Raw genomic sequence first — 17,335 nt, 5'->3', positions numbered from 1 at the left:
TTCGCGCTTTTCACCACGCTCTGCCCTGGGAGGAGTCAGAGCTTGAAAGGATCTGTCTGTGAGTGAAGTACAGCCTGGATTCGTCCGCATCCGCCTCGATCTCTCCTACGACGGCGCCGGCTTCCACGGCTGGGCCAAGCAGGCCGGCGGCAAGCGGACCGTGCAGGGGGAGATCGAGGACGCCCTGCGTACGGTGACGCGGTCCAAGGAGACGTACGAGCTGACCGTGGCCGGGCGGACGGACGCAGGGGTGCACGCGCGCGGGCAGGTGGCGCACGTCGATCTGCCGGTCGAGGTGTGGGCGGAGCACCGCGAGAAGCTGCTGAAGCGGCTCGCCGGGCGGCTGTCGAAGGACGTGCGGATCTGGCGGCTCTCCGAGGCTCCGGCGGGGTTCGACGCCCGGTTCTCGGCGATCTGGCGCCGGTACGCGTACCGGGTGACGGACAACCCCGGGGGCGTCGATCCGCTGCTGCGCGGCCATGTGCTGTGGCACGACTGGCCGCTGGACGTCGACGCCATGAACGAGGCCGCGCAGGCGCTGGTCGGCGAGCACGACTTCGCCGCGTACTGCAAGAAGCGGGAGGGCGCGACCACGATCCGCACGCTGCAGGAACTGACGCTAGCGCGGGGCGCGGACGGGGTCGTCACGGCGACGGTCCGGGCGGACGCGTTCTGTCACAACATGGTGCGCTCGCTGATCGGCGCGCTGTTGTTCGTCGGCGACGGGCACCGGGGCCCGGAGTGGCCCGGGAAGGTGCTGGCCGCCGGGGTGCGGGACTCCGCCGTGCATGTCGTACGGCCGCACGGGCTGACCCTGGAGGAGGTCGGCTACCCCGCCGACGAGCTGCTGGCCGCGCGCAACAAGGAGGCGCGGAACAAGCGCTCGCTGCCGTCGGCGGGGTGCTGCTGAGCTACTGGTTCGCCGCCGCGGAGGCCTGGGCCTGACCGCGGCGGTGGATCTGGTTGAAGGTGAAGTTCTGCAGGTCGTCCCCCGCCGCGAAGACCTTGGTGTCCTTGGTGGTGACGTTCTTGCCGCTGGTGAAGCCGCTGATCGTGAAGTAGGCGTAGCGGCCGTAGGCGTTCGTGGTCGTGCGGCAGATCGCGGCGTCGCAGAAGTTCTTGATGCCCTTGCCGGGCAGCGGGTTCACGAGGTTCTTCTTGCCGACCGCCTGCGCCTTGACCTTCGTGGCCTGTGCCTCCGTGTCGAACACGGCGACACCGACGGTGACGGCGATGCCGCCGTTGGCGTAGCTCACCCGTATCAGCCGGGTGCAGCCGTTGGCCGTGAGGATCTTGGGCAGTGTGCCGCCGGCGGCACTGGCGCAGTTCTTGGTGTCGGCCGTGGTGCCCTTCTTGTACACCGTCTCGCCCATGGTCAGCCGGGTGCCAGGGAAGAGGGTGTCGGGGCTGAGCGGGGCGGTGTCCTTCTTGGCGCTGGATATGAAGTCCTTCGGATCCAGCGGCGGTGGCGCGCTGGTGGGCGCGAAGGACGGCGTCGCGGTGTCCGACCCGGGCAGGGAGGCGCTGGCGGGCAGGTTGGAGGGGCCGCCCTGCGGGTCGTCGCCGCCGTTCGCGGAGACGACGGCCATCGCGACGGCGGTGCCGACCGCGACCGTGGCGAGCGCGCCACCGCCGATGAACAGCAGCCTGCGGCGCTTGTTCCGGGTCTCCGAGGCCTCCGCGAGCGCGGCCCAGTCCGGAGTCCCGTCGTCGCCGCTGCTGCTCCAAGGCTGCTGGGAATGCGGTTTCCAGGGATCCCACTGAGACTGGGGTTCCCCCTGCCCGTAACTCATGGGGCGCATCTTAGACGGGGGGCGAGGGGTGCCGGAGTCCGTCTGGCGGCATGCCTTGTTTGTCCGTCGGCATGCCTCGTTTTGACCCGTCCGGGGGCCTACCGGTAACCTGCTTCTTCGTTGTGTATTGGCTTGCTCATTCTCACGGGACGGGCCCTTACACCGGTCCACCGGGCCGATGACCAGCGATCAGCACGCGGTTTGCGTCACCGCAGTGCGGTCAAGGCTGTCGTGATCGTTTCGGTGACCTTGTTTAGGACCATTCACTCGAAGCGAAGGCTACGAACCGTGCGTACGTACAGCCCCAAGCCCGGCGATGTGACGCGCCAGTGGCACGTCATCGACGCTCAGGACGTTGTCCTGGGCCGTCTCGCCACCACCGCAGCGACCCTTCTCCGGGGCAAGCACAAGCCGATCTACGCGCCCCACGTCGACGCTGGTGACTTCGTCATCATCATCAACGCCGACAAGGTGCACCTGTCCGGCAACAAGCGGACCCAGAAGATGGCCTACCGCCACTCCGGTTACCCGGGCGGTCTGCGCTCCGTCCGCTACGACGAGCTGCTCGACAAGAACCCCGAGAAGGCCATCGAGAAGGCCGTCAAGGGCATGCTCCCGAAGAACTCCCTGGGCCGTCAGATGCTCTCGAAGCTGAAGGTCTACAAGGGTGACCAGCACCCGCACGCTGCCCAGCAGCCGGTGCCGTTCGAGATCACCCAGGTCGCGCAGTAAGTCCGGCCACCCCCTAAGACTGAACAGAATCTGAGGAGAATCGTGGCCGAGACCACTGCCGAGCAGCCGCTCGAAGAGCTTGACATCGACAGCTACACCACCGAGTCCGAGGTCCCCGTCGAGGGCGAGTACACCTCGGAGTCCCTGGCCTCCCGCTTCGGCGAGCCGCAGCCGGCCGCCGGCCTGGGCCGCCGCAAGAACGCCATCGCCCGCGTCCGGATCGTCCCGGGCACCGGCAAGTGGAAGATCAACGGTCGCACCCTCGAGGACTACTTCCCGAACAAGGTGCACCAGCAGGAAGTCAACGAGCCCTTCAAGGTGCTCGAGCTGGAAGGCCGTTACGACGTCATCGCCCGCATCGCGGGTGGCGGTGTCTCCGGTCAGGCCGGTGCGCTCCGTCTCGGTGTCGCCCGTGCGCTGAACGAGGCCGACGTCGACAACAACCGCGGCCCGCTGAAGAAGGCCGGCTTCCTCAAGCGCGACGACCGTGCGGTCGAGCGCAAGAAGGCCGGTCTGAAGAAGGCCCGCAAGGCCCCGCAGTACAGCAAGCGCTAAACAGGAGCTGCCTGCTCGTACTCCGAACGCCCCGGCGGCACGCCACATGTGCCGTCGGGGCGTTCGTTTATCCCAGCCAAGGGCGTATAACGACACAAGACGCTCAAAGGCTTATGTGATCGGATGTTACGGCGCCTGCCATCATTCCCGGCAGCGATGACGCTTCCTCTGGAGGACAAGTGGGACGACTCTTCGGCACGGACGGCGTGCGCGGTGTCGCCAACGCGGATCTGACGGCCGAGATGGCGCTCGGTCTCTCCGTCGCGGCGGCGCATGTGCTGGCCGAGGCGGGCACCTTCGAGGGCCACAGGCCGACGGCGGTGGTCGGACGGGACCCGCGCGCGTCTGGGGAGTTCCTGGAGGCGGCCGTGGTCGCGGGCCTGGCCAGCGCGGGCGTGGACGTGCTCCGCGTCGGTGTCCTGCCGACGCCGGCGGTCGCGCACCTCACCGGCGCGCTCGGCGCCGACCTGGGTGTGATGCTCTCCGCCAGCCACAACGCCATGCCGGACAACGGCATCAAGTTCTTCGCCCGCGGCGGCCACAAACTCGCCGACGAGCTGGAGGACAGGATCGAGGCGGTGTACGAGTCGCACCGGCACGGTGAGCCCTGGGAGCGTCCGACGGGCGCCGGGGTCGGCCGCGTGCGCTCGTACGACGAGGGCTTCGAGCAGTACATCGCCCATCTGATGTCGGTGCTGCCCAACCGGCTCGACGGACTGAAGATCGTCCTGGACGAAGCGCACGGCGCGGCCTCGGGGGTTTCGCCGGAGGCGTTCTCCCGGGCGGGCGCCGAGGTCGTCACGATCGGTGCCGAGCCGGACGGCCTCAACATCAACGACGGCTGCGGCTCGACCCACCTGGACAAGCTGAAGGCCGCCGTCCTCGAGCACGGCGCGCACCTCGGCATCGCGCACGACGGGGACGCCGACCGGTGCCTGGCCGTGGACCACACCGGCGAGGAGGTCGACGGGGACCAGATCCTCTGCGTGCTCGCGCTCGCGATGCGGGAGCACTCCGCTCTGCGGGAAGACACGGTGGTCGCCACGGTGATGTCCAACCTGGGCTTCAAGCTGGCGATGGAGCGTGCGGGTATCCGGCTCGTGCAGACGGCCGTCGGCGACCGGTACGTGCTGGAGGAGATGAAGGCGCACGGCTTCGCCCTGGGCGGCGAGCAGTCCGGGCACGTGATCATCCTCGACCACGCGACGACCGGTGACGGCACGCTGACCGGGTTGCTGCTGGCCGCTCGGGTCGCGGAGACCGGCCGCAGCCTTCGGGAGCTGGCCTCCGTCATGGAGCGGCTGCCGCAGGTGCTGATCAATGTGCCGGACGTCGACAAGTCGCGCGTGCGTACGTCGGCCGACCTCGCCGCCGCGGTGTCCGAGGCCGAGCGGGAGCTGGGGGAGACCGGCCGGGTGCTGCTGCGGCCCTCGGGGACCGAGCCGTTGGTGCGGGTGATGGTGGAAGCCGCGGACATCGATCAGGCTCGGGCCGTCGCCGGGCGGCTCGCCGACGCGGTGAAGTCGGCGTTGGGCTGACGGCCGGGCAAGGGGTGCCGGGTACCGCCGGCCGCGGGCCGCGGGTCGGCCGTGGCCGATCGCGTCCCCGCGGCGGAGCCGCGTGTCGTCAGCTTCCCGCGCCCCTCATGGCCCGCTGGCGTTGCCGCGTCCACACGTACTTCTGCGTGAGCAGCGTGAGCGTCCCGGCGAGGATGATGCCCAGCAGGTTCAGCAGCAGCTGTTCCGAGGAGCGCACCGTCTGGTTGGTGTCGCTGTAGACCAGGGCCACGGCCGCGTTGGCGGCGGCGGGTACGGTCGTCACGGAGATGGCGACGCCGACCAGGGCGCCGGACTTGGCGGAGGTCAGCGACAGAGTGCCGGCGATCCCGGCGAGCACGGCCACGACGAACGAGAACCAGTCCGGGGCGTAGATGAAGCCGGTGTTGGGCCGGTCGGCCTCCAGCTGGGACTTGCTGAACAGGCCGACCGCGTCCATGAACAGGCTGAACGCGGACGTCAGCGCCATGGCCGCGGCGAAGCCCACCAGCAGCGCGACCACGGACCGCCAGGCCAGGCGCGGGTGACGCTGCACCAGGGCCGTGCAGATGCCGGCCAGCGGGCCGAACTCCGGTCCCACCGCCATCGCGCCCACGATGAGGATGGCGTTGTCCAGCACCACACCGCACGCCGCGATCATCGTGGCCAGCGTGATGAAGGCGACATAGGTGACCGACAGCGTCGACTCCTCGTGGGTCGCGTCGGCCAGACCCTCCCACAGCACCGCGTCCGCACCCTCGCCCGGGGCCTCCGCCTCCGCCTTGTCCGCCCGCCGGGACAGGGAGAGGTCGATGGTCTCCATCGCGATGGACCCGGTCCTGTCCAGGCCCAGCCGGCGCAGCGAGGTGAGGAGTTCGTCGCCCGCCTCGCGCGCCACGTCGCACATCACCACGTCCCCGGCGGGATCGCGGGCGGCTCCCGGCAGGAGAACGAGGTGGGCGGTGCCGACCGTGTTCTCGATCAGCCGCACCACCTCGTCCGTCGTCTCGGCCGGGGTGATCAGGCGCAGATGCAGCATGACGTCTTTTTAACAGGTCGCCAGGGACACGTCACAGCTTGCGCAGGCGCAGCCGCTGCACCTTGTGGTCCGGGCCCTTGCGGAGGATCAGGGTGGCGCGGCCGCGGGTGGGGGCGATGTTCTCCACCAGGTTGGGCTTGTTGATCGTCCGCCACAGCATGCGGGCGTAGTCGAGGGCTTCTTCCTCGGAGACCTGGGTGTACTTGCGGAAGTACGAGTCCGGGTTCTGGAAGGCCGTCCGGCGCAGCTTCTTGAACCGGCTGAGGTACCAGTGCTCGATGTCCTCGGCGCTCGCGTCGACGTACACGCTGAAGTCGAAGTAGTCGGCGAGACCGACCCGGGTGCGGCCGTCCTTGCCGGGCAGGGCGGGCTGGAGGACGTTCAGGCCCTCGACGATGAGGATGTCCGGGCGGCGGACGGTGAGCCGCCGGTCGGGGACGATGTCGTAGATCAGGTGGGAGTAGACGGGGGCCGTCACCTCGTCCTTGCCGGCCTTGATGTCGGCGACGAAGCGGGTGAGGGCTCGGCGGTCGTAGGACTCGGGGAATCCTTTCCGCGACATCAGGCCGCGGGCCTCCAGCTCCCTGGTGGGAAGCAGGAAGCCGTCCGTGGTGACCAGTTCCACGTGCGGGTGTTCGGGCCAGCGGGAGAGCAGGGCCTGGAGCAGGCGGGCCACGGTCGACTTGCCCACGGCCACCGAGCCGGCGACCCCTATGACGAAGGGGGTGCCGGACTGGGAGCCCTGCTCGCCGAGGAAGGTGTTCAGCGCGCCCCTGAGACCGTCCGTGGCGCCGACGTAGAGGTTCAGGAGCCGGGAGAGCGGGAGGTAGATGTCCCGCACCTCGTCGAGGTCGATGACGTCGCCGAGGCCGCGGAGCTTCTCCACCTCCTCGGCGGTCAGCGGCAGCGGAGTCTTGTCGCGCAGCGCGCTCCACTCGGCACGGGTGAGGTCGACGTAGGGAGTCGCCTCCGGCTTGTGCCGGTGGGCGCTCCGGGGCATCGAGGAGACCGGTGAGATCACAGTCCATTGTTAACGGAGTTTGAACGGGGCGGCGGGTGGGGTCCGTCACGCACCCGCACCCGCTCGTGCGTTCGGCCGCGGGGGCCCTTCGTACGACGGTGGGAATTTCCGATTTCGGGCAGGAGGAGGCCCGTTCGGGACGGTTCCGAGCCTTAGGCTGCCGCTCATGTGCGGAATCGTGGGATACGTAGGGCCGCAGTCGGCGCTCGATGTCGTGATGGCCGGGCTCAAGCGGCTGGAGTACCGGGGGTACGACTCGGCGGGTGTCGCCGTGCTCGCGGACGGCGGACTGGCCGCCGCGAAGAAGGCCGGGAAGCTGGTCAACCTGGAGAAGGAACTGGTCGAGCGGCCGCTGCCGACGGGTACGACGGGCATCGGCCACACGCGCTGGGCCACGCACGGCGGCCCCACGGACGCGAACGCGCACCCGCACCTGGACAACGCGGGCCGGGTCGCCGTGGTCCACAACGGCATCATCGAGAACTTCGCGGTGCTGCGCGCGGAGCTGGCCGAGCGGGGGCACGAGCTGACGTCCGAGACGGACACGGAGGTGGTCGCCCACCTGCTGGCCGAGGAGTTCTCGGTGACCGCCGACCTGGCGGAGGCGATGCGGCTGGTGTGCCGGCGGCTGGAGGGCGCGTTCACGCTGGTCGCGGCGCACGCCGACGATCCGGACGTGGTCGTCGGCGCGCGCCGGAACTCCCCGCTGGTGGTGGGCGTGGGAGAAGGCGAGGCGTTCCTGGCCTCCGACGTCGCCGCGTTCATCGCCCACACGCGGTCGGCGATCGAGCTGGGCCAGGACCAGGTGGTGGAGCTGCGCCGCGACGGCGTCACGGTGACCGGCTTCGACGGCCGCCCGGCCGAGGTCCGCTCCTACCACGTGGACTGGGACGCCTCCGCCGCGGAAAAGGGCGGCTATGACTACTTCATGCTCAAGGAGATCGCCGAGCAGCCCAAGGCGGTCGCCGACACGCTGCTCGGGCGCATCGACCCGTCCGGCTCGCTGACCCTGGACGAGGTCCGCATCAGCCCGTCCGAGCTGCGCGAGCTCGACAAGGTCGTCATCGTCGCCTGCGGTACGGCCTTCCACGCCGGTCTGATCGCCAAGTACGCCATCGAGCACTTCACGCGCATCCCGTGCGAGGTGGAGCTGGCGAGCGAGTTCCGCTACCGGGACCCGATCCTGGACGGGCGCTCCCTGGTCATCGCCATCTCCCAGTCCGGCGAGACCATGGACACCCTCATGGCCCTCCGGCACGCCCGCGAGCAGGGCTCCAAGGTGCTGGCGATCTGCAACACCAACGGTTCGACGATCCCGCGCGAGTCGGACGCGGTGCTGTACACGCACGCCGGTCCCGAGGTCGCCGTCGCCTCCACGAAGGCGTTCCTGACCCAGCTGGTGGCCTGCTACCTGGTGGCCCTGTACCTGGGCCAGGTGCGGGGCACCAAGTGGGGCGACGAGATCCAGGCCGTCATCAGGGACCTGTCCCGGATCTCCGAGGAGGTCGAGCGGGTCCTGGAGACGATGGAGCCGGTCCGGGCCCTGGCCCGCACCCTGGCCGGCAAGAACACCGTGCTGTTCCTGGGCCGGCACGTGGGCTACCCGGTCGCCCTCGAAGGCGCCCTGAAGCTCAAGGAACTGGCCTACATGCACGCCGAGGGCTTCGCGGCGGGCGAGCTGAAGCACGGGCCGATCGCGCTGATCGAGGAGGACCTGCCGGTGGTGGTGGTCGTACCGTCGCCGCGCGGCCGGTCCGTCCTGCACGACAAGATCGTCTCCAACATCCAGGAGATCCGGGCGCGCGGGGCGCGGACGATCGTGATCGCGGAGGAGGGGGACGAGGCCGTGGTCCCGTACGCCGACCATCTGATCCGCATCCCCGCGACGCCGACGCTGCTGCAGCCGCTGGTGGCGACGGTGCCGCTGCAGGTCTTCGCCTGCGAACTGGCCACCGCCCGGGGCAACGAGGTGGACCAGCCGCGGAACCTGGCGAAGTCCGTGACGGTGGAGTGAGGGTGGTGCCGGGCACCGCTCAGCGGGCGGTGCTCGACTCCCAACTGCCCAGCAGGGCAAGGCGTTCCGCGGTCTCCGAGCCCGGCTCCGGCGTGTACACCACGATCGTCTGTTCAGGGTCCGCCGGGACCGTCAGGGTCTCGTACGGCAGCGTCAGCAGGCCGGCCACCGGGTGCCGTATCTTCTTCGCGCCGTACGCGCACTCCTTGACCTCGTGGTCCGCCCACAGCCGGCGGAAGTCCTCGCTCTTCAGCGACAGTTCGCCCACCAGCGCGCACAGGTCGGTGTCGTCGGCGTACCGGCCCGCGTTCAGGCGCAGGTGGGCCACCGTCTGGGCGGCCACCGCGGCCCACTCCGGGTAGAGGTCCCGGCCCGCCGGGTCGAGGAAGACCTGCCGGGGGACGTTCCGTTCGGCCGGTGCCAGGCGGCTGAAGCCGCTCACCGCGTCGCCGAGCGCGTTCCACGCCAGGACGTCCATGCGGCGGCCCAGGACGAACGCCGGGTTGCGCTCCATGCCGTCCAGCAGGTTCTGGATGCCGGGGCGGACGCGCGGCGCGGGGGCCCGCCGCCCGCGCGGCCGGCGGGGCGGCCGGACGACCGTCCGCAGGTAGGCGTGCTCCGTCTCGTCCAGCCGCAGCACCCGCGCGACGGCGTCGAGGACGGCGTCGCTCACACTCGTCCCCCGGCCCTGCTCCAGCCGGATGTAGTAGTCCACGCTCACCCCGGCGAGCTGGGCCACCTCCTCGCGGCGCAGGCCCGGCACGCGGCGCCGCCCGTGCGAGGGCAGCCCCACTTCCTCGGGCCGGATGCGGGCGCGGCGCGAGCGCAGGAAGTCCCCCACCTCTCCTTCCCACCATTCCCCGTTCATGCCTCCGATCGTAGGCCGTCCGCGGCGCGCCAACCTGGTACTGGCAGACCCAGGAAAAGCGCATCCCTGGGTACGGCCGCGGGCTGCGGCGAGGGTGGTGTCAGCCGCCGGGGAGACGCCCCGGCGGGGCAGCGAACCAGGGGGAAGACCCATGTCGTACGAGAACCTGTCCGGCCGCACCGCCGTCGTCACCGGAGCCGCCAGCGGCATCGGCGAGGCCGTCGCCCTGCGGCTCGCCGCCGAGGGCGCCCGGGTGGCCCTGCTCGCCCGGCGCGCGGACCGGCTCGCGGCGCTGGTGGAGAAGATCCGGGCCGACGGGGGCCAGGCGCTCGCCGTGGCCGCCGACGTCACCGACGACCCCTCCGTCGAGGCCGCCCGGGACCTGGTCCACGAGGCGTTCGGAGCCGTCGACCTGGTCGTCAACAACGCCGGGGTCATGCAGCCCAACCCCATCGAGGAGGGACGGCTCGACGAATGGCAGCGGATGCTCGACACCAACGTCACCGGGGTGCTGCGGATCATCCGCGCCTTCACCGCCGACCTGGTGGCCGCCGGCGCCGAGGGCCGCACCGCCGACCTGGTGAACGTCTCCTCCATCGGCGCCCACGTCCCCTTCCCCAACTACGCGGTGTACGGGGCGACCAAGGCGGCCGTCACCTATCTGTCGCAGTCCCTGCGCACCGAGTTCGGGCCGCGCGACGTGCGGGTCACCAACATCGAGCCGGGGCTGACCGAGACCGAGCTGAAGACGCACGTCGACAGCGCCGAGCTGTCCGGGCAGCTGGACGGCATGTTCGAGGCGATCGGAGCGCTCACGGCGGCGGAGGTCGCGGATGTGGTCGCCTACGCCGCCAGTCGGCCCCGGCACGTCAACCTCCGCCAGATCATGGTGCTGCCGACCCGGCAGGCCTGAGGCCGCGGCCGCCGGACCGGTCAGTCGTCCTGGGCGGACCGGTCCCGGCCGGGTCGGCCGGTGAACAGGTCCGGGTTCAGCCGTACGGCCTGGACCGTGTTGACGCCGACGATGCCGACCCAGGTGGCCACCATCCCGGCCATCCCGGCGAGGGCGCCGGCGATCGCGGACAGCGGGATCGCGAGGACCAGCGTGATCAGGGCGAAGCCGTAGCGGTCGGCCCAGGAGTCGGCCGGCTTCGGCCGCCGGGTCCCGCGAGCCGTCGCCATCTGTTGCTCGGCCAGGTGCCGCCGCACCCGGCGGTCCACCACGTCGTCGATCCGCTGCTCGACCTTCTCCAGGAAGGAGTCCACCAGCGCGGAGTCGTACTCCTCGCCCAGTTCCCTGCGTGCTCGTACGGTGGCGTCGAGGTCCTTCCTCAGCTCCAGGTCCTGCTTGAGGTCGACGTTCCGCGGGTCCGGTGCGCTCATGCGGCTCACCCTAGGGAGCGCTCAGGTCCTCCGCACTGGGGACAACCCCCCTCTTCGTGTCCCCGGGCGGGAGCGCCGCGTACCGCGGTGCGAGGAGCCGGTACAGCAGTGCCGGCACGGCCAGGCCGACGATCCAGGAGATGTCCGCGCCGCCCAGCGGGTCCACCAGCGGGCCGGTGTAGAAGCCGGTGGCGAGGAACGGCAGCTGGGCGAGCAGGCCCACCGCGTAGATCCCCAGGGCGTCCCAGCGCCAGGCGCCGTAGCGGCCGTGCGGGTCGGAGAGGGCCGGGATGTCGTAGCGCTCCTTGGAGATCAGGTAGTAGTCGACCAGGTTGATCGCCGACCAGGGCGTGAAGAACGTCAGCAGGAACAGCAGGAAGTCCTTGAAGGACGACAGGAAGGTGTCCTTGCCCAGCAGGGCCACGGCCGTGCCGGCGACCATGATCAGCGCGATGTACGTGGCCCGGCCGGCCCGGGACAGCTGCCGCTGCCCGCGGAAGCCGCTCACGCTCGTCACCAGCGACATGAAGCCGCCGTAGGTGTTGAGGACGTTGATGGTGAGCTTGCCGAGCGCGATGACGAAGTAGAAGAAGGACGCCACCAGGCCGGTGCCGCCGAGTGCGACGACGTAGCCGACCTGGCCGGCCAGGAACTTCTCGCCCGCCGTGGCCGCGACCAGCACCCCGAAGGTCATCGACCACTGGGAGCCCAGCGCCGAGCCGGACAGCGTCCACCAGAAGGTGGCCTTGGTGGACGTCGTGCGCGGCAGATAGCGCGAGTAGTCCGCCACGTACGGGCCGAACGCCAGCTGCCAGGACGCCGACAGGGACATGGCCAGCAGGAACATCGGCAGCGAGAAGTGCGCGTCGTGCAGCAGGGCGGTCACGTCGGCGCGGTCCAGGAGGCGGATGCCGAGGTAGACGAAGGCGAGCGCGCAGATGGTACTGGCGACACGGCCGAGGGCGTGGATGACCCGGTAGCCGACGGTCGCCGTGACCGCCGTGACGGCGGCGAAGACGACGATGCCGGTCGTGTCGTTCGTGTGCGTCAGCTCGCCCACCGCCTGCCCGGCGAGCACACTGCCGGAGGCGAAGAACCCGACGTACATCACGATCACCAGCAGCAGCGGTACGACCGCGCCGCGCACCCCGAACTGTGCCCGCGACTGGATCATCTGGGGCAGACCGAGGCGCGGGCCCTGGGCGGAGTGCAGGGCCATCACCGCGCCGCCGAGCAGGTTGCCGAGCAGCAGCCCGATCACCGACCAGACGACGTCCCCGCCGAAGACGACCGCGAGGGCGCCGGTGACGACGGCGGTGATCTGGAGGTTGGCCCCCAGCCACAGGGTGAACTGGCTGAAGGCCGTGCCGTGCCGTTCCTCGTCCGGGACGACGTCGATGGAGCGCAGTTCCACCAGGCCGCTCATCTACTTCACCATTCCGTGCTGCCGGGCGTAGGCGTTCGCCACGTCCTCCGGGTCCTTCTTGTCCTTGTCCACCTGGCGGTTCAGCTCGGTGAGCTGGGCGGTGGTCAGGACGTTGCCGAGCCGGGCGAGCGCCTTGCGGACGGTGTCGTCGGCCTTGCGGTCGGCGATGAGCGGGACGATGTGCTGGCTGGGGATCAGGTGCTCGGGGTCGGTGAGCACCACCCAGTCGTTGGCCTTGATGTCGGTGTCGGTGGTGAACAGGTTCGCCACGTCCACGTCCCCCTTCTTCAGGGCTCCCTTGACCAGCGGCCCGTCGGAGTCCAGCGACTTGAACTCCTTGAACTCCACGCCGTACACCTCCTTCAGACCGACCGCGCCGACCTGGCGCTTCTTCACCTCGGGCGCGGCGCCGACGACCAGCTCGCCGTTGTGCTTCCGCAGATCGGCGAGCGAGGACAGGCCGTACTTCCGCGCGGTCTCGCGGGTGACGACGAAGGCGTCCGAGTCCTCCGCCGTCCCGTACGGCAGCACCTGCAGCCCGGCCGGCAGGGCGAGGGTGAGGGCGTTCTGCATGGCGCCCGACTCGGTGGGCGTGGCCTTCGGGTCGAGGTAGTTGAGCAGGGCGCCCTGGTACTCGGGCAGGAGGTCGATGTCGCCGCCCTCGAGGGCCGGGATGACGATCTCTCGGGTGCCGAGGTTGGGGCGGACGGTCACCTTCACGCCGGCTCCCCGCAGGGCGGCCGCGTAGAGGTAGCCCAGCACCTGGTTCTCGGTGAAGTTGGCGGTGCCGATGGTGACTCCGCCCTTGCTGGAGCCACCGCCGCCGGCGCTGCCGCCGCCGCCCTTGAGGGACGTGACGCCGCTCGCGCAGGCGGAGAGGGCGGGGACGGTGGCGACCGCGAAAAGGCCGCCGAGGACAGTACGACGATGCATTCGGGTTCCTAGGCAGTGCGGTGGCGGAAGAGGAAGCGCTGGAGGGAGGCGAGGGCCATGTCCAGGACCACGGCGACGACGGCGACGAGGACCGCGCCGCCGAGCACCTGGACCAGGTCGCGCTGGGCGAGGCCGTCGAACACGTAGCGGCCCAGGCCGCCGAAGGAGACGTACGCGGCGATGGTCGCCGTGGCGACGACCTGGATCAGGGCCAGGCGCAGGCCCGTCATGATCAGCGGGAGGGCGAGCGGCAGCTCGACCTGGAGCAGGACCTGGTGGCCGCGCATGCCCTGGCCGCGCGCCGCGTCCTTCACGTCCGGGTCCACGGCGGTCATGCCCGCGTAGGTGTTGGTGACGATCGCCGGGACCGCGAGGGCGACCAGCGCCACGTACACCGGCAGCATCGACAGGCCGCCCGCCAGGAAGACCAGCACGACCAGGCCGACGGTCGGCAGGGCGCGGCCGAAGGAGGCGAGGTTGATCGCGACGAACGCGCCCTTGCCGGTGTGGCCGATCAGCAGGCCGAGCGGGAGGCCGATGGCGGCCGCGATGAGCGTGGCCAGCAGGGAGTACTGGAGGTGTTCGGCGAGGCGGTGGGCGATGCCGTCGGGGCCCGTCCACTGGGCGCCGCTGGTCAGCCAGCTGCCGAGGTCGCTGAAGAGTTCGTACATGTCAGGCTCGCCGCCTCTGCCAGGGGGTGAGGAGGTACTGGAGGGCGACCAGGGCCGCGTCCGCGACGACGGCGAGGAGCAGGGTGAGGACCACTCCGGCGATCACCGGGGTCGGGAAGTCGCGCTGGAAGCCGTCGGTGAAGAGCTGGCCGAGGCCGCCGTCGCCGATGTAGGTCGCCACGGAGACGAGGGAGATCGACATGACCGTGGCGATGCGGACGCCCGCCATGATCACGGGGAGCGCGAGGGGGAGCTCGACCGTGAGGAGGGTGCGCAGGGGGCGCGTGCCCATCGCCTTCGCGGCCTCCTTCACCTTCCCGGGGACCGAGTCGAGGCCCTCGACCGTGTTCCGCAGCAGGACGACCAGGGTGTAGACCGTCAGGCCGGTCACGGTGGTGGTGCGGGTCAGGCCGCTGACCGGCAGCAGAAGCACGAAGATCGCGATCGACGGGATCGTGAACAGCACGTTCGAGGCGCCGAGGAGGAATCCGCGCAGCGGGCGGATCCGATGGGCGAGCACGGCCAGCGGAAGGGAGATCAGCAGGCCGAGCAGGACGGCCGTCAGCGCGGCCTGGAGGTGGGAGAGCGTGAGGGTGGTGAGGTCGCCGGTGTGGGCCGATATCCAGGACCAGTCGATCGTCATGCGGCCACCCTCACTTCGGCGTGGGCGCGGCCGGCGTGCTCGTGGATGTCGTCCCGGGACGAGACGCCGGTGAGTACGCCGTCGGTGTCGACGCGGGCGATCAGGCCGGTGGGGGAGGCGACCGACTCGTTGAGGGCCGACAGCAGGGAATCGGTGTCCCGCAGCGGGCGGACGGGGAGTTCGGCGGCCTCGGAGGCCCAGTGCAGGGGCCGGTTCGCCGCGTCCAGGACGAGGGTCCAGGTCCCGCCCTCGGGGGCCGGGCCCTGGGGGACGTCGGCGAGGGTCTTCAGCGACAGGAGCTTCAGTCCGCGCTCGGCGCCGAGGAAGCCGGCCACGAAGTCGTCGGCCGGGCGGGCGAGCAGTTCGGCGGGGGAGGCGCACTGGACGAGGTGGCCGCCGGTGCGGAAGATCGCGATCTGGTCGCCGAGCCGGACGGCCTCGTCGACGTCGTGGGTGACGAAGACGATGGTCTTGCTCAACTCCTGCTGGAGTCTGAGCAGTTCGTCCTGCAATTGGGTGCGGACGACGGGGTCGACCGCGCCGAAGGGTTCGTCCATGAGCAGGACCGGCGGGTCGGCGGCGAGGGCGCGGGCGACGCCGACGCGCTGCTGCTGGCCGCCGGACAGCTGGTGCGGGTAGCGCTTGCCGGCGTCGGCGGCGAGGCCGACGGTCTCCAGCAGTTCGGCGGCGCGGGCCCGGGCCTTCCTGCGGTTCCAGCCGAGCAGCAGCGGGACGGTGGCGATGTTGTCGAGCACCGTGCGGTGCGGGAAGAGGCCGGCCTGCTGGATGACGTAGCCGATGGAGCGGCGCAACTCGGCCGCGTCCTGACGGGTGACGTCCTTGCCGCCGACGCGGATGGTGCCGGAGGTCGGTTCGACCATTCGGTTGATCATCCGCAGGGTGGTCGTCTTGCCGCAACCGGAGGATCCGACCAGGACGGTGATACCGCCCTCCGGCATCTCCAGGTCGAGGTCGTGGACTGCTGTGGTGCCGTTCGGGAAACGCTTGTGGACCGCATCGAACTGGATCATGAGATGTCCCTTGCCCGGCTGTATAACGTCATGCAGAGTTCTTGGTGTCTGAATAGGTTGTCAATGCTCCGGCGTTAATCCGAGGTAACCGATGACCGCACAGCAAGATCGGATGTCCGGATTGAGGGGAGTTTGGGCTTGATGTCGTCTCGCATCATGGACGCGCCGAAGTACGTGCGGTCCGCGACGGTCGTCCTCGCCGGGGACGGACTCGGCGTCGAGGACGTCGTACGGCTCGCCGACGGGGTCGCCCTGCCGGTCCCGGAGGCCGACGCGATGCGGCGGGCGGAGGAGTCCTGGAACGCCGCCCGGCAGATCGCGGCCACCGGACGCGTCTACGGCCGTTCCACCGGTGTGGGCGCGAACCGGAACGAGGACGTGCCCACCGAGGCCGCCGCCGGACACGGCCTGCGCCTGCTGCGCAGCCACGCCGGTGCCATAGGCGGGGAGCTCCCGGCCCGGCAGGTGCGCGCGATGCTCGCCGTCCGGGCCAACCAGCTGCTGGCCGGGGGCGCCGGACTGCGCCCCAGTGTGGTCACCGCTCTGTGCGAGGCGCTCCGGACGGGCGCCCATCCGGTCGTCAACGAGTTCGGCTCCGTCGGCACCGGTGACATCGCCGCGCTCGCCCAGGTCGGGCTGGCGCTGGCCGGGGAGCACCCGTGGCGGGGTGCCGGCGCCCCCGGGCCGCAGCCCCTCGACAACAACGACGCCCTCGCCCTGATCAGCAGCAACGCCCTCACCCTCGGCCAGTCCGCGCTCGCCCTGCACGAACTGCACGGGCTGATCGGCGCCACCCAGGTCGTCGCGGCGCTGTCCCTGCTCGCCGTCGACGGTTCCCACGAGGCGTACGCCGCGCCCGTGCACGCCGCCCGCCCGCATCGGGGAAGCACCGAAGTGGCCCGGCGGATGCGGGAGCTGATCGGCGCCGCGGACCGGCCGACGCCGCCGCTGGGCCGGATCCAGGACCCGTACGGCTTCCGCTGCCTGCCCCAGATCCACGGCCCCGCGCACGACGCGGCCGACGCCCTGCAGCAGGTCCTGGACGTGGAGATCAACGCGGCGGCCGAGAACCCGCTCATCGCCCCCGAGGATCTGGCCGCCTACCACCACGGCGGCTTCTACCAGGCCCAACTCGCCCTCGCCCTGGATCACTTCAGGCTGGCCGTGACCCAGGTGGCCCGGCTGTCGACGTCCCGCCTGTCCACGCTCAACGAGCCCGCCTACACGCGCCTGCGCCCCTTCCTCGCCGACCACGAGCCGGCCTCCTCCGGCGTGATGATCCTGGAGTACGCGGCCGGAGCGGCCCTCGGCGATCTGCGGGCCTTCTCGGCGCCCGCCTCGCTCGGCCACGCTGTACTCTCCCGGGGCGTCGAGGAACAGGCGAGCTTCGCCTCGCTCGCCGCGCGGCAGACCCTGCGCGCGTGCGGTGCGTACCGTCTGGTGGTCGGCTGCGAACTCGTCGCCGCCGTCCGGGCGCTGCGTCAGCGCGGTCTGCGGCCCGACCCGGGGCTGCCGGCCGGACGGGCGTTGGCGCTCGCCGAGTCGGTCCTCGACGCCGACCCGGCCGACCGGCCGCTCACGGACGACGTGACGGCGGCGGCCGCACTGCTCGACCGGTTCACGGACATCTGGAGGGGGAGCACGTCATGAGCGTGGACAGGGATACCGGGGCGACACCCGGGGCGACGTCC

At 70.8% G+C, this 17,335-nt stretch carries 17 protein-coding genes; 7 read left to right on the top strand and 10 right to left on the bottom strand.

Annotated features, from left to right (window positions below; genetic code table 11):
• The first annotated feature begins 58 nt into the window (after nt 1-58).
• Entirely contained in the window at nt 59-910 is an 852-nt protein-coding gene (truA, locus tag ACGFRF_RS23310; protein WP_393742870.1) for a tRNA pseudouridine(38-40) synthase TruA, read from the top strand.
• A 1-nt stretch (nt 911) separates the two neighbouring features.
• Here the strand turns inward: truA and ACGFRF_RS23305 are convergent, their stop codons facing one another.
• Nucleotides 912-1,793, bottom strand: coding sequence for a hypothetical protein (locus tag ACGFRF_RS23305; protein WP_393742868.1), 882 nt, complete (start codon nt 1,791-1,793; stop codon nt 912-914).
• A 288-nt stretch (nt 1,794-2,081) separates the two neighbouring features.
• On the opposite strand from ACGFRF_RS23305, the gene rplM reads away from it, so the two are divergent.
• The 3 genes from rplM to glmM all read left to right on the top strand — a co-directional run bounded on the left by rplM (nt 2,082) and on the right by glmM (nt 4,618).
• Nucleotides 2,082-2,525 carry a 50S ribosomal protein L13 gene (gene rplM, locus ACGFRF_RS23300; protein WP_014674395.1) on the top strand — a complete coding sequence of 148 codons (444 nt, stop codon included), beginning with the start codon at nt 2,082-2,084 and terminating at the stop codon, nt 2,523-2,525.
• Between the two features lie 42 nt (nt 2,526-2,567).
• Nucleotides 2,568-3,080, top strand: coding sequence for a 30S ribosomal protein S9 (rpsI, locus tag ACGFRF_RS23295; RefSeq protein WP_103812805.1), 513 nt, complete (start codon nt 2,568-2,570; stop codon nt 3,078-3,080).
• 179 nt (nt 3,081-3,259) lie between these two features.
• Nucleotides 3,260-4,618, top strand: coding sequence for a phosphoglucosamine mutase (gene glmM, locus ACGFRF_RS23290; protein ID WP_393742865.1), 1,359 nt, complete (start codon nt 3,260-3,262; stop codon nt 4,616-4,618).
• Between the two features lie 88 nt (nt 4,619-4,706).
• Here glmM and ACGFRF_RS23285 read toward each other — a convergent pair whose 3' ends face one another.
• Both ACGFRF_RS23285 and coaA read right to left on the bottom strand, forming a co-directional pair.
• Nucleotides 4,707-5,654: a DUF389 domain-containing protein gene (locus ACGFRF_RS23285; RefSeq protein WP_393742863.1), complete on the bottom strand. Its 948-nt coding sequence runs from the start codon at nt 5,652-5,654 to the stop codon at nt 4,707-4,709.
• A 31-nt stretch (nt 5,655-5,685) separates the two neighbouring features.
• Nucleotides 5,686-6,654 (bottom strand): type I pantothenate kinase, encoded by a 969-nt coding sequence (gene coaA, locus ACGFRF_RS23280; RefSeq protein WP_393743248.1) that lies wholly within the window; start codon nt 6,652-6,654, stop codon nt 5,686-5,688.
• A 187-nt stretch (nt 6,655-6,841) separates the two neighbouring features.
• On the opposite strand from coaA, the gene glmS reads away from it, so the two are divergent.
• Nucleotides 6,842-8,689: a glutamine--fructose-6-phosphate transaminase (isomerizing) gene (gene glmS, locus ACGFRF_RS23275; protein WP_393742861.1), complete on the top strand. Its 1,848-nt coding sequence runs from the start codon at nt 6,842-6,844 to the stop codon at nt 8,687-8,689.
• A 19-nt stretch (nt 8,690-8,708) separates the two neighbouring features.
• Here glmS and ACGFRF_RS23270 read toward each other — a convergent pair whose 3' ends face one another.
• Nucleotides 8,709-9,557, bottom strand: a complete 849-nt coding sequence (locus ACGFRF_RS23270) for a helix-turn-helix transcriptional regulator (protein ID WP_393742859.1) — start codon at nt 9,555-9,557, stop codon at nt 8,709-8,711.
• A gap of 151 nt (nt 9,558-9,708) precedes the next feature.
• Between ACGFRF_RS23270 and ACGFRF_RS23265 the strand changes: the two genes are divergently transcribed.
• On the top strand, nt 9,709-10,470 hold the full coding sequence (locus ACGFRF_RS23265) for an SDR family oxidoreductase (RefSeq protein ID WP_393742857.1): 762 nt from the start codon (nt 9,709-9,711) through the stop codon (nt 10,468-10,470).
• Between the two features lie 20 nt (nt 10,471-10,490).
• Here ACGFRF_RS23265 and ACGFRF_RS23260 read toward each other — a convergent pair whose 3' ends face one another.
• Genes ACGFRF_RS23260 through ACGFRF_RS23235 form a run of 6 tightly spaced genes read right to left on the bottom strand, consistent with a single transcriptional unit; the run spans nt 10,491 to nt 15,644 of the window.
• Nucleotides 10,491-10,940, bottom strand: coding sequence for a hypothetical protein (locus ACGFRF_RS23260; RefSeq protein WP_393742855.1), 450 nt, complete (start codon nt 10,938-10,940; stop codon nt 10,491-10,493).
• Between the two features lie 10 nt (nt 10,941-10,950).
• Nucleotides 10,951-12,366, bottom strand: coding sequence for a purine-cytosine permease family protein (locus ACGFRF_RS23255; RefSeq protein WP_393742853.1), 1,416 nt, complete (start codon nt 12,364-12,366; stop codon nt 10,951-10,953).
• Complete coding sequence (locus tag ACGFRF_RS23250; protein ID WP_393742851.1) at nt 12,367-13,299, bottom strand: ABC transporter substrate-binding protein; 933 nt, start codon at nt 13,297-13,299, stop codon at nt 12,367-12,369.
• 8 nt (nt 13,300-13,307) lie between these two features.
• A complete protein-coding gene (locus ACGFRF_RS23245; protein ID WP_393742849.1) occupies nt 13,308-13,970 on the bottom strand; it encodes an ABC transporter permease in 663 nt (220 codons plus the stop codon).
• Between the two features lies 1 nt (nt 13,971).
• Nucleotides 13,972-14,613 carry an ABC transporter permease gene (locus ACGFRF_RS23240; RefSeq protein WP_393742847.1) on the bottom strand — a complete coding sequence of 214 codons (642 nt, stop codon included), beginning with the start codon at nt 14,611-14,613 and terminating at the stop codon, nt 13,972-13,974.
• The gene (locus ACGFRF_RS23235; protein ID WP_393742845.1) at nt 14,610-15,644 is read right to left on the bottom strand and encodes an ABC transporter ATP-binding protein; all 1,035 of its coding nucleotides are present in this window, start codon (nt 15,642-15,644) and stop codon (nt 14,610-14,612) included. Before ACGFRF_RS23235 ends, ACGFRF_RS23240 begins: the two co-directional genes overlap by 4 nt.
• Before the next feature lie 141 nt (nt 15,645-15,785).
• Between ACGFRF_RS23235 and ACGFRF_RS23230 the strand changes: the two genes are divergently transcribed.
• The gene (locus ACGFRF_RS23230) at nt 15,786-17,294 is read left to right on the top strand and encodes an aromatic amino acid ammonia-lyase (RefSeq protein WP_393742843.1); all 1,509 of its coding nucleotides are present in this window, start codon (nt 15,786-15,788) and stop codon (nt 17,292-17,294) included.
• The last annotated feature ends 41 nt before the right edge of the window (nt 17,295-17,335 follow it).

It is taken from the genome of Streptomyces sp. NPDC048521, from assembly GCF_043199855.1.
In the GTDB taxonomy this organism is placed as follows: domain Bacteria; phylum Actinomycetota; class Actinomycetes; order Streptomycetales; family Streptomycetaceae; genus Streptomyces.
The sequence above is the reverse complement of the archived record's forward strand: the minus strand, read 5'-3'. Positions and strand labels throughout refer to the sequence as shown.

What these genes read in the sequence shown, in the direction of transcription:
- ACGFRF_RS23305 (WP_393742868.1), bottom strand. Translation starts at nt 1,793, where the DNA reads ATGAGTTACGGGCAGGGGGAACCCCAGTCTCAGTGGGATCCCTGGAAA.
- ACGFRF_RS23285 (WP_393742863.1), bottom strand. Translation starts at nt 5,654, where the DNA reads ATGCTGCATCTGCGCCTGATCACCCCGGCCGAGACGACGGACGAGGTG.
- coaA (WP_393743248.1), bottom strand. Translation starts at nt 6,654, where the DNA reads ATGCCCCGGAGCGCCCACCGGCACAAGCCGGAGGCGACTCCCTACGTC.
- glmS (WP_393742861.1), top strand. Translation starts at nt 6,842, where the DNA reads ATGTGCGGAATCGTGGGATACGTAGGGCCGCAGTCGGCGCTCGATGTC.
- ACGFRF_RS23270 (WP_393742859.1), bottom strand. Translation starts at nt 9,557, where the DNA reads ATGAACGGGGAATGGTGGGAAGGAGAGGTGGGGGACTTCCTGCGCTCG.
- ACGFRF_RS23265 (WP_393742857.1), top strand. Translation starts at nt 9,709, where the DNA reads ATGTCGTACGAGAACCTGTCCGGCCGCACCGCCGTCGTCACCGGAGCC.
- ACGFRF_RS23260 (WP_393742855.1), bottom strand. Translation starts at nt 10,940, where the DNA reads ATGAGCGCACCGGACCCGCGGAACGTCGACCTCAAGCAGGACCTGGAG.
- ACGFRF_RS23255 (WP_393742853.1), bottom strand. Translation starts at nt 12,366, where the DNA reads ATGAGCGGCCTGGTGGAACTGCGCTCCATCGACGTCGTCCCGGACGAG.
- ACGFRF_RS23250 (WP_393742851.1), bottom strand. Translation starts at nt 13,299, where the DNA reads ATGCATCGTCGTACTGTCCTCGGCGGCCTTTTCGCGGTCGCCACCGTC.
- ACGFRF_RS23245 (WP_393742849.1), bottom strand. Translation starts at nt 13,970, where the DNA reads ATGTACGAACTCTTCAGCGACCTCGGCAGCTGGCTGACCAGCGGCGCC.
- ACGFRF_RS23240 (WP_393742847.1), bottom strand. Translation starts at nt 14,613, where the DNA reads ATGACGATCGACTGGTCCTGGATATCGGCCCACACCGGCGACCTCACC.
- ACGFRF_RS23235 (WP_393742845.1), bottom strand. Translation starts at nt 15,644, where the DNA reads ATGATCCAGTTCGATGCGGTCCACAAGCGTTTCCCGAACGGCACCACA.
- ACGFRF_RS23230 (WP_393742843.1), top strand. Translation starts at nt 15,786, where the DNA reads ATGTCGTCTCGCATCATGGACGCGCCGAAGTACGTGCGGTCCGCGACG.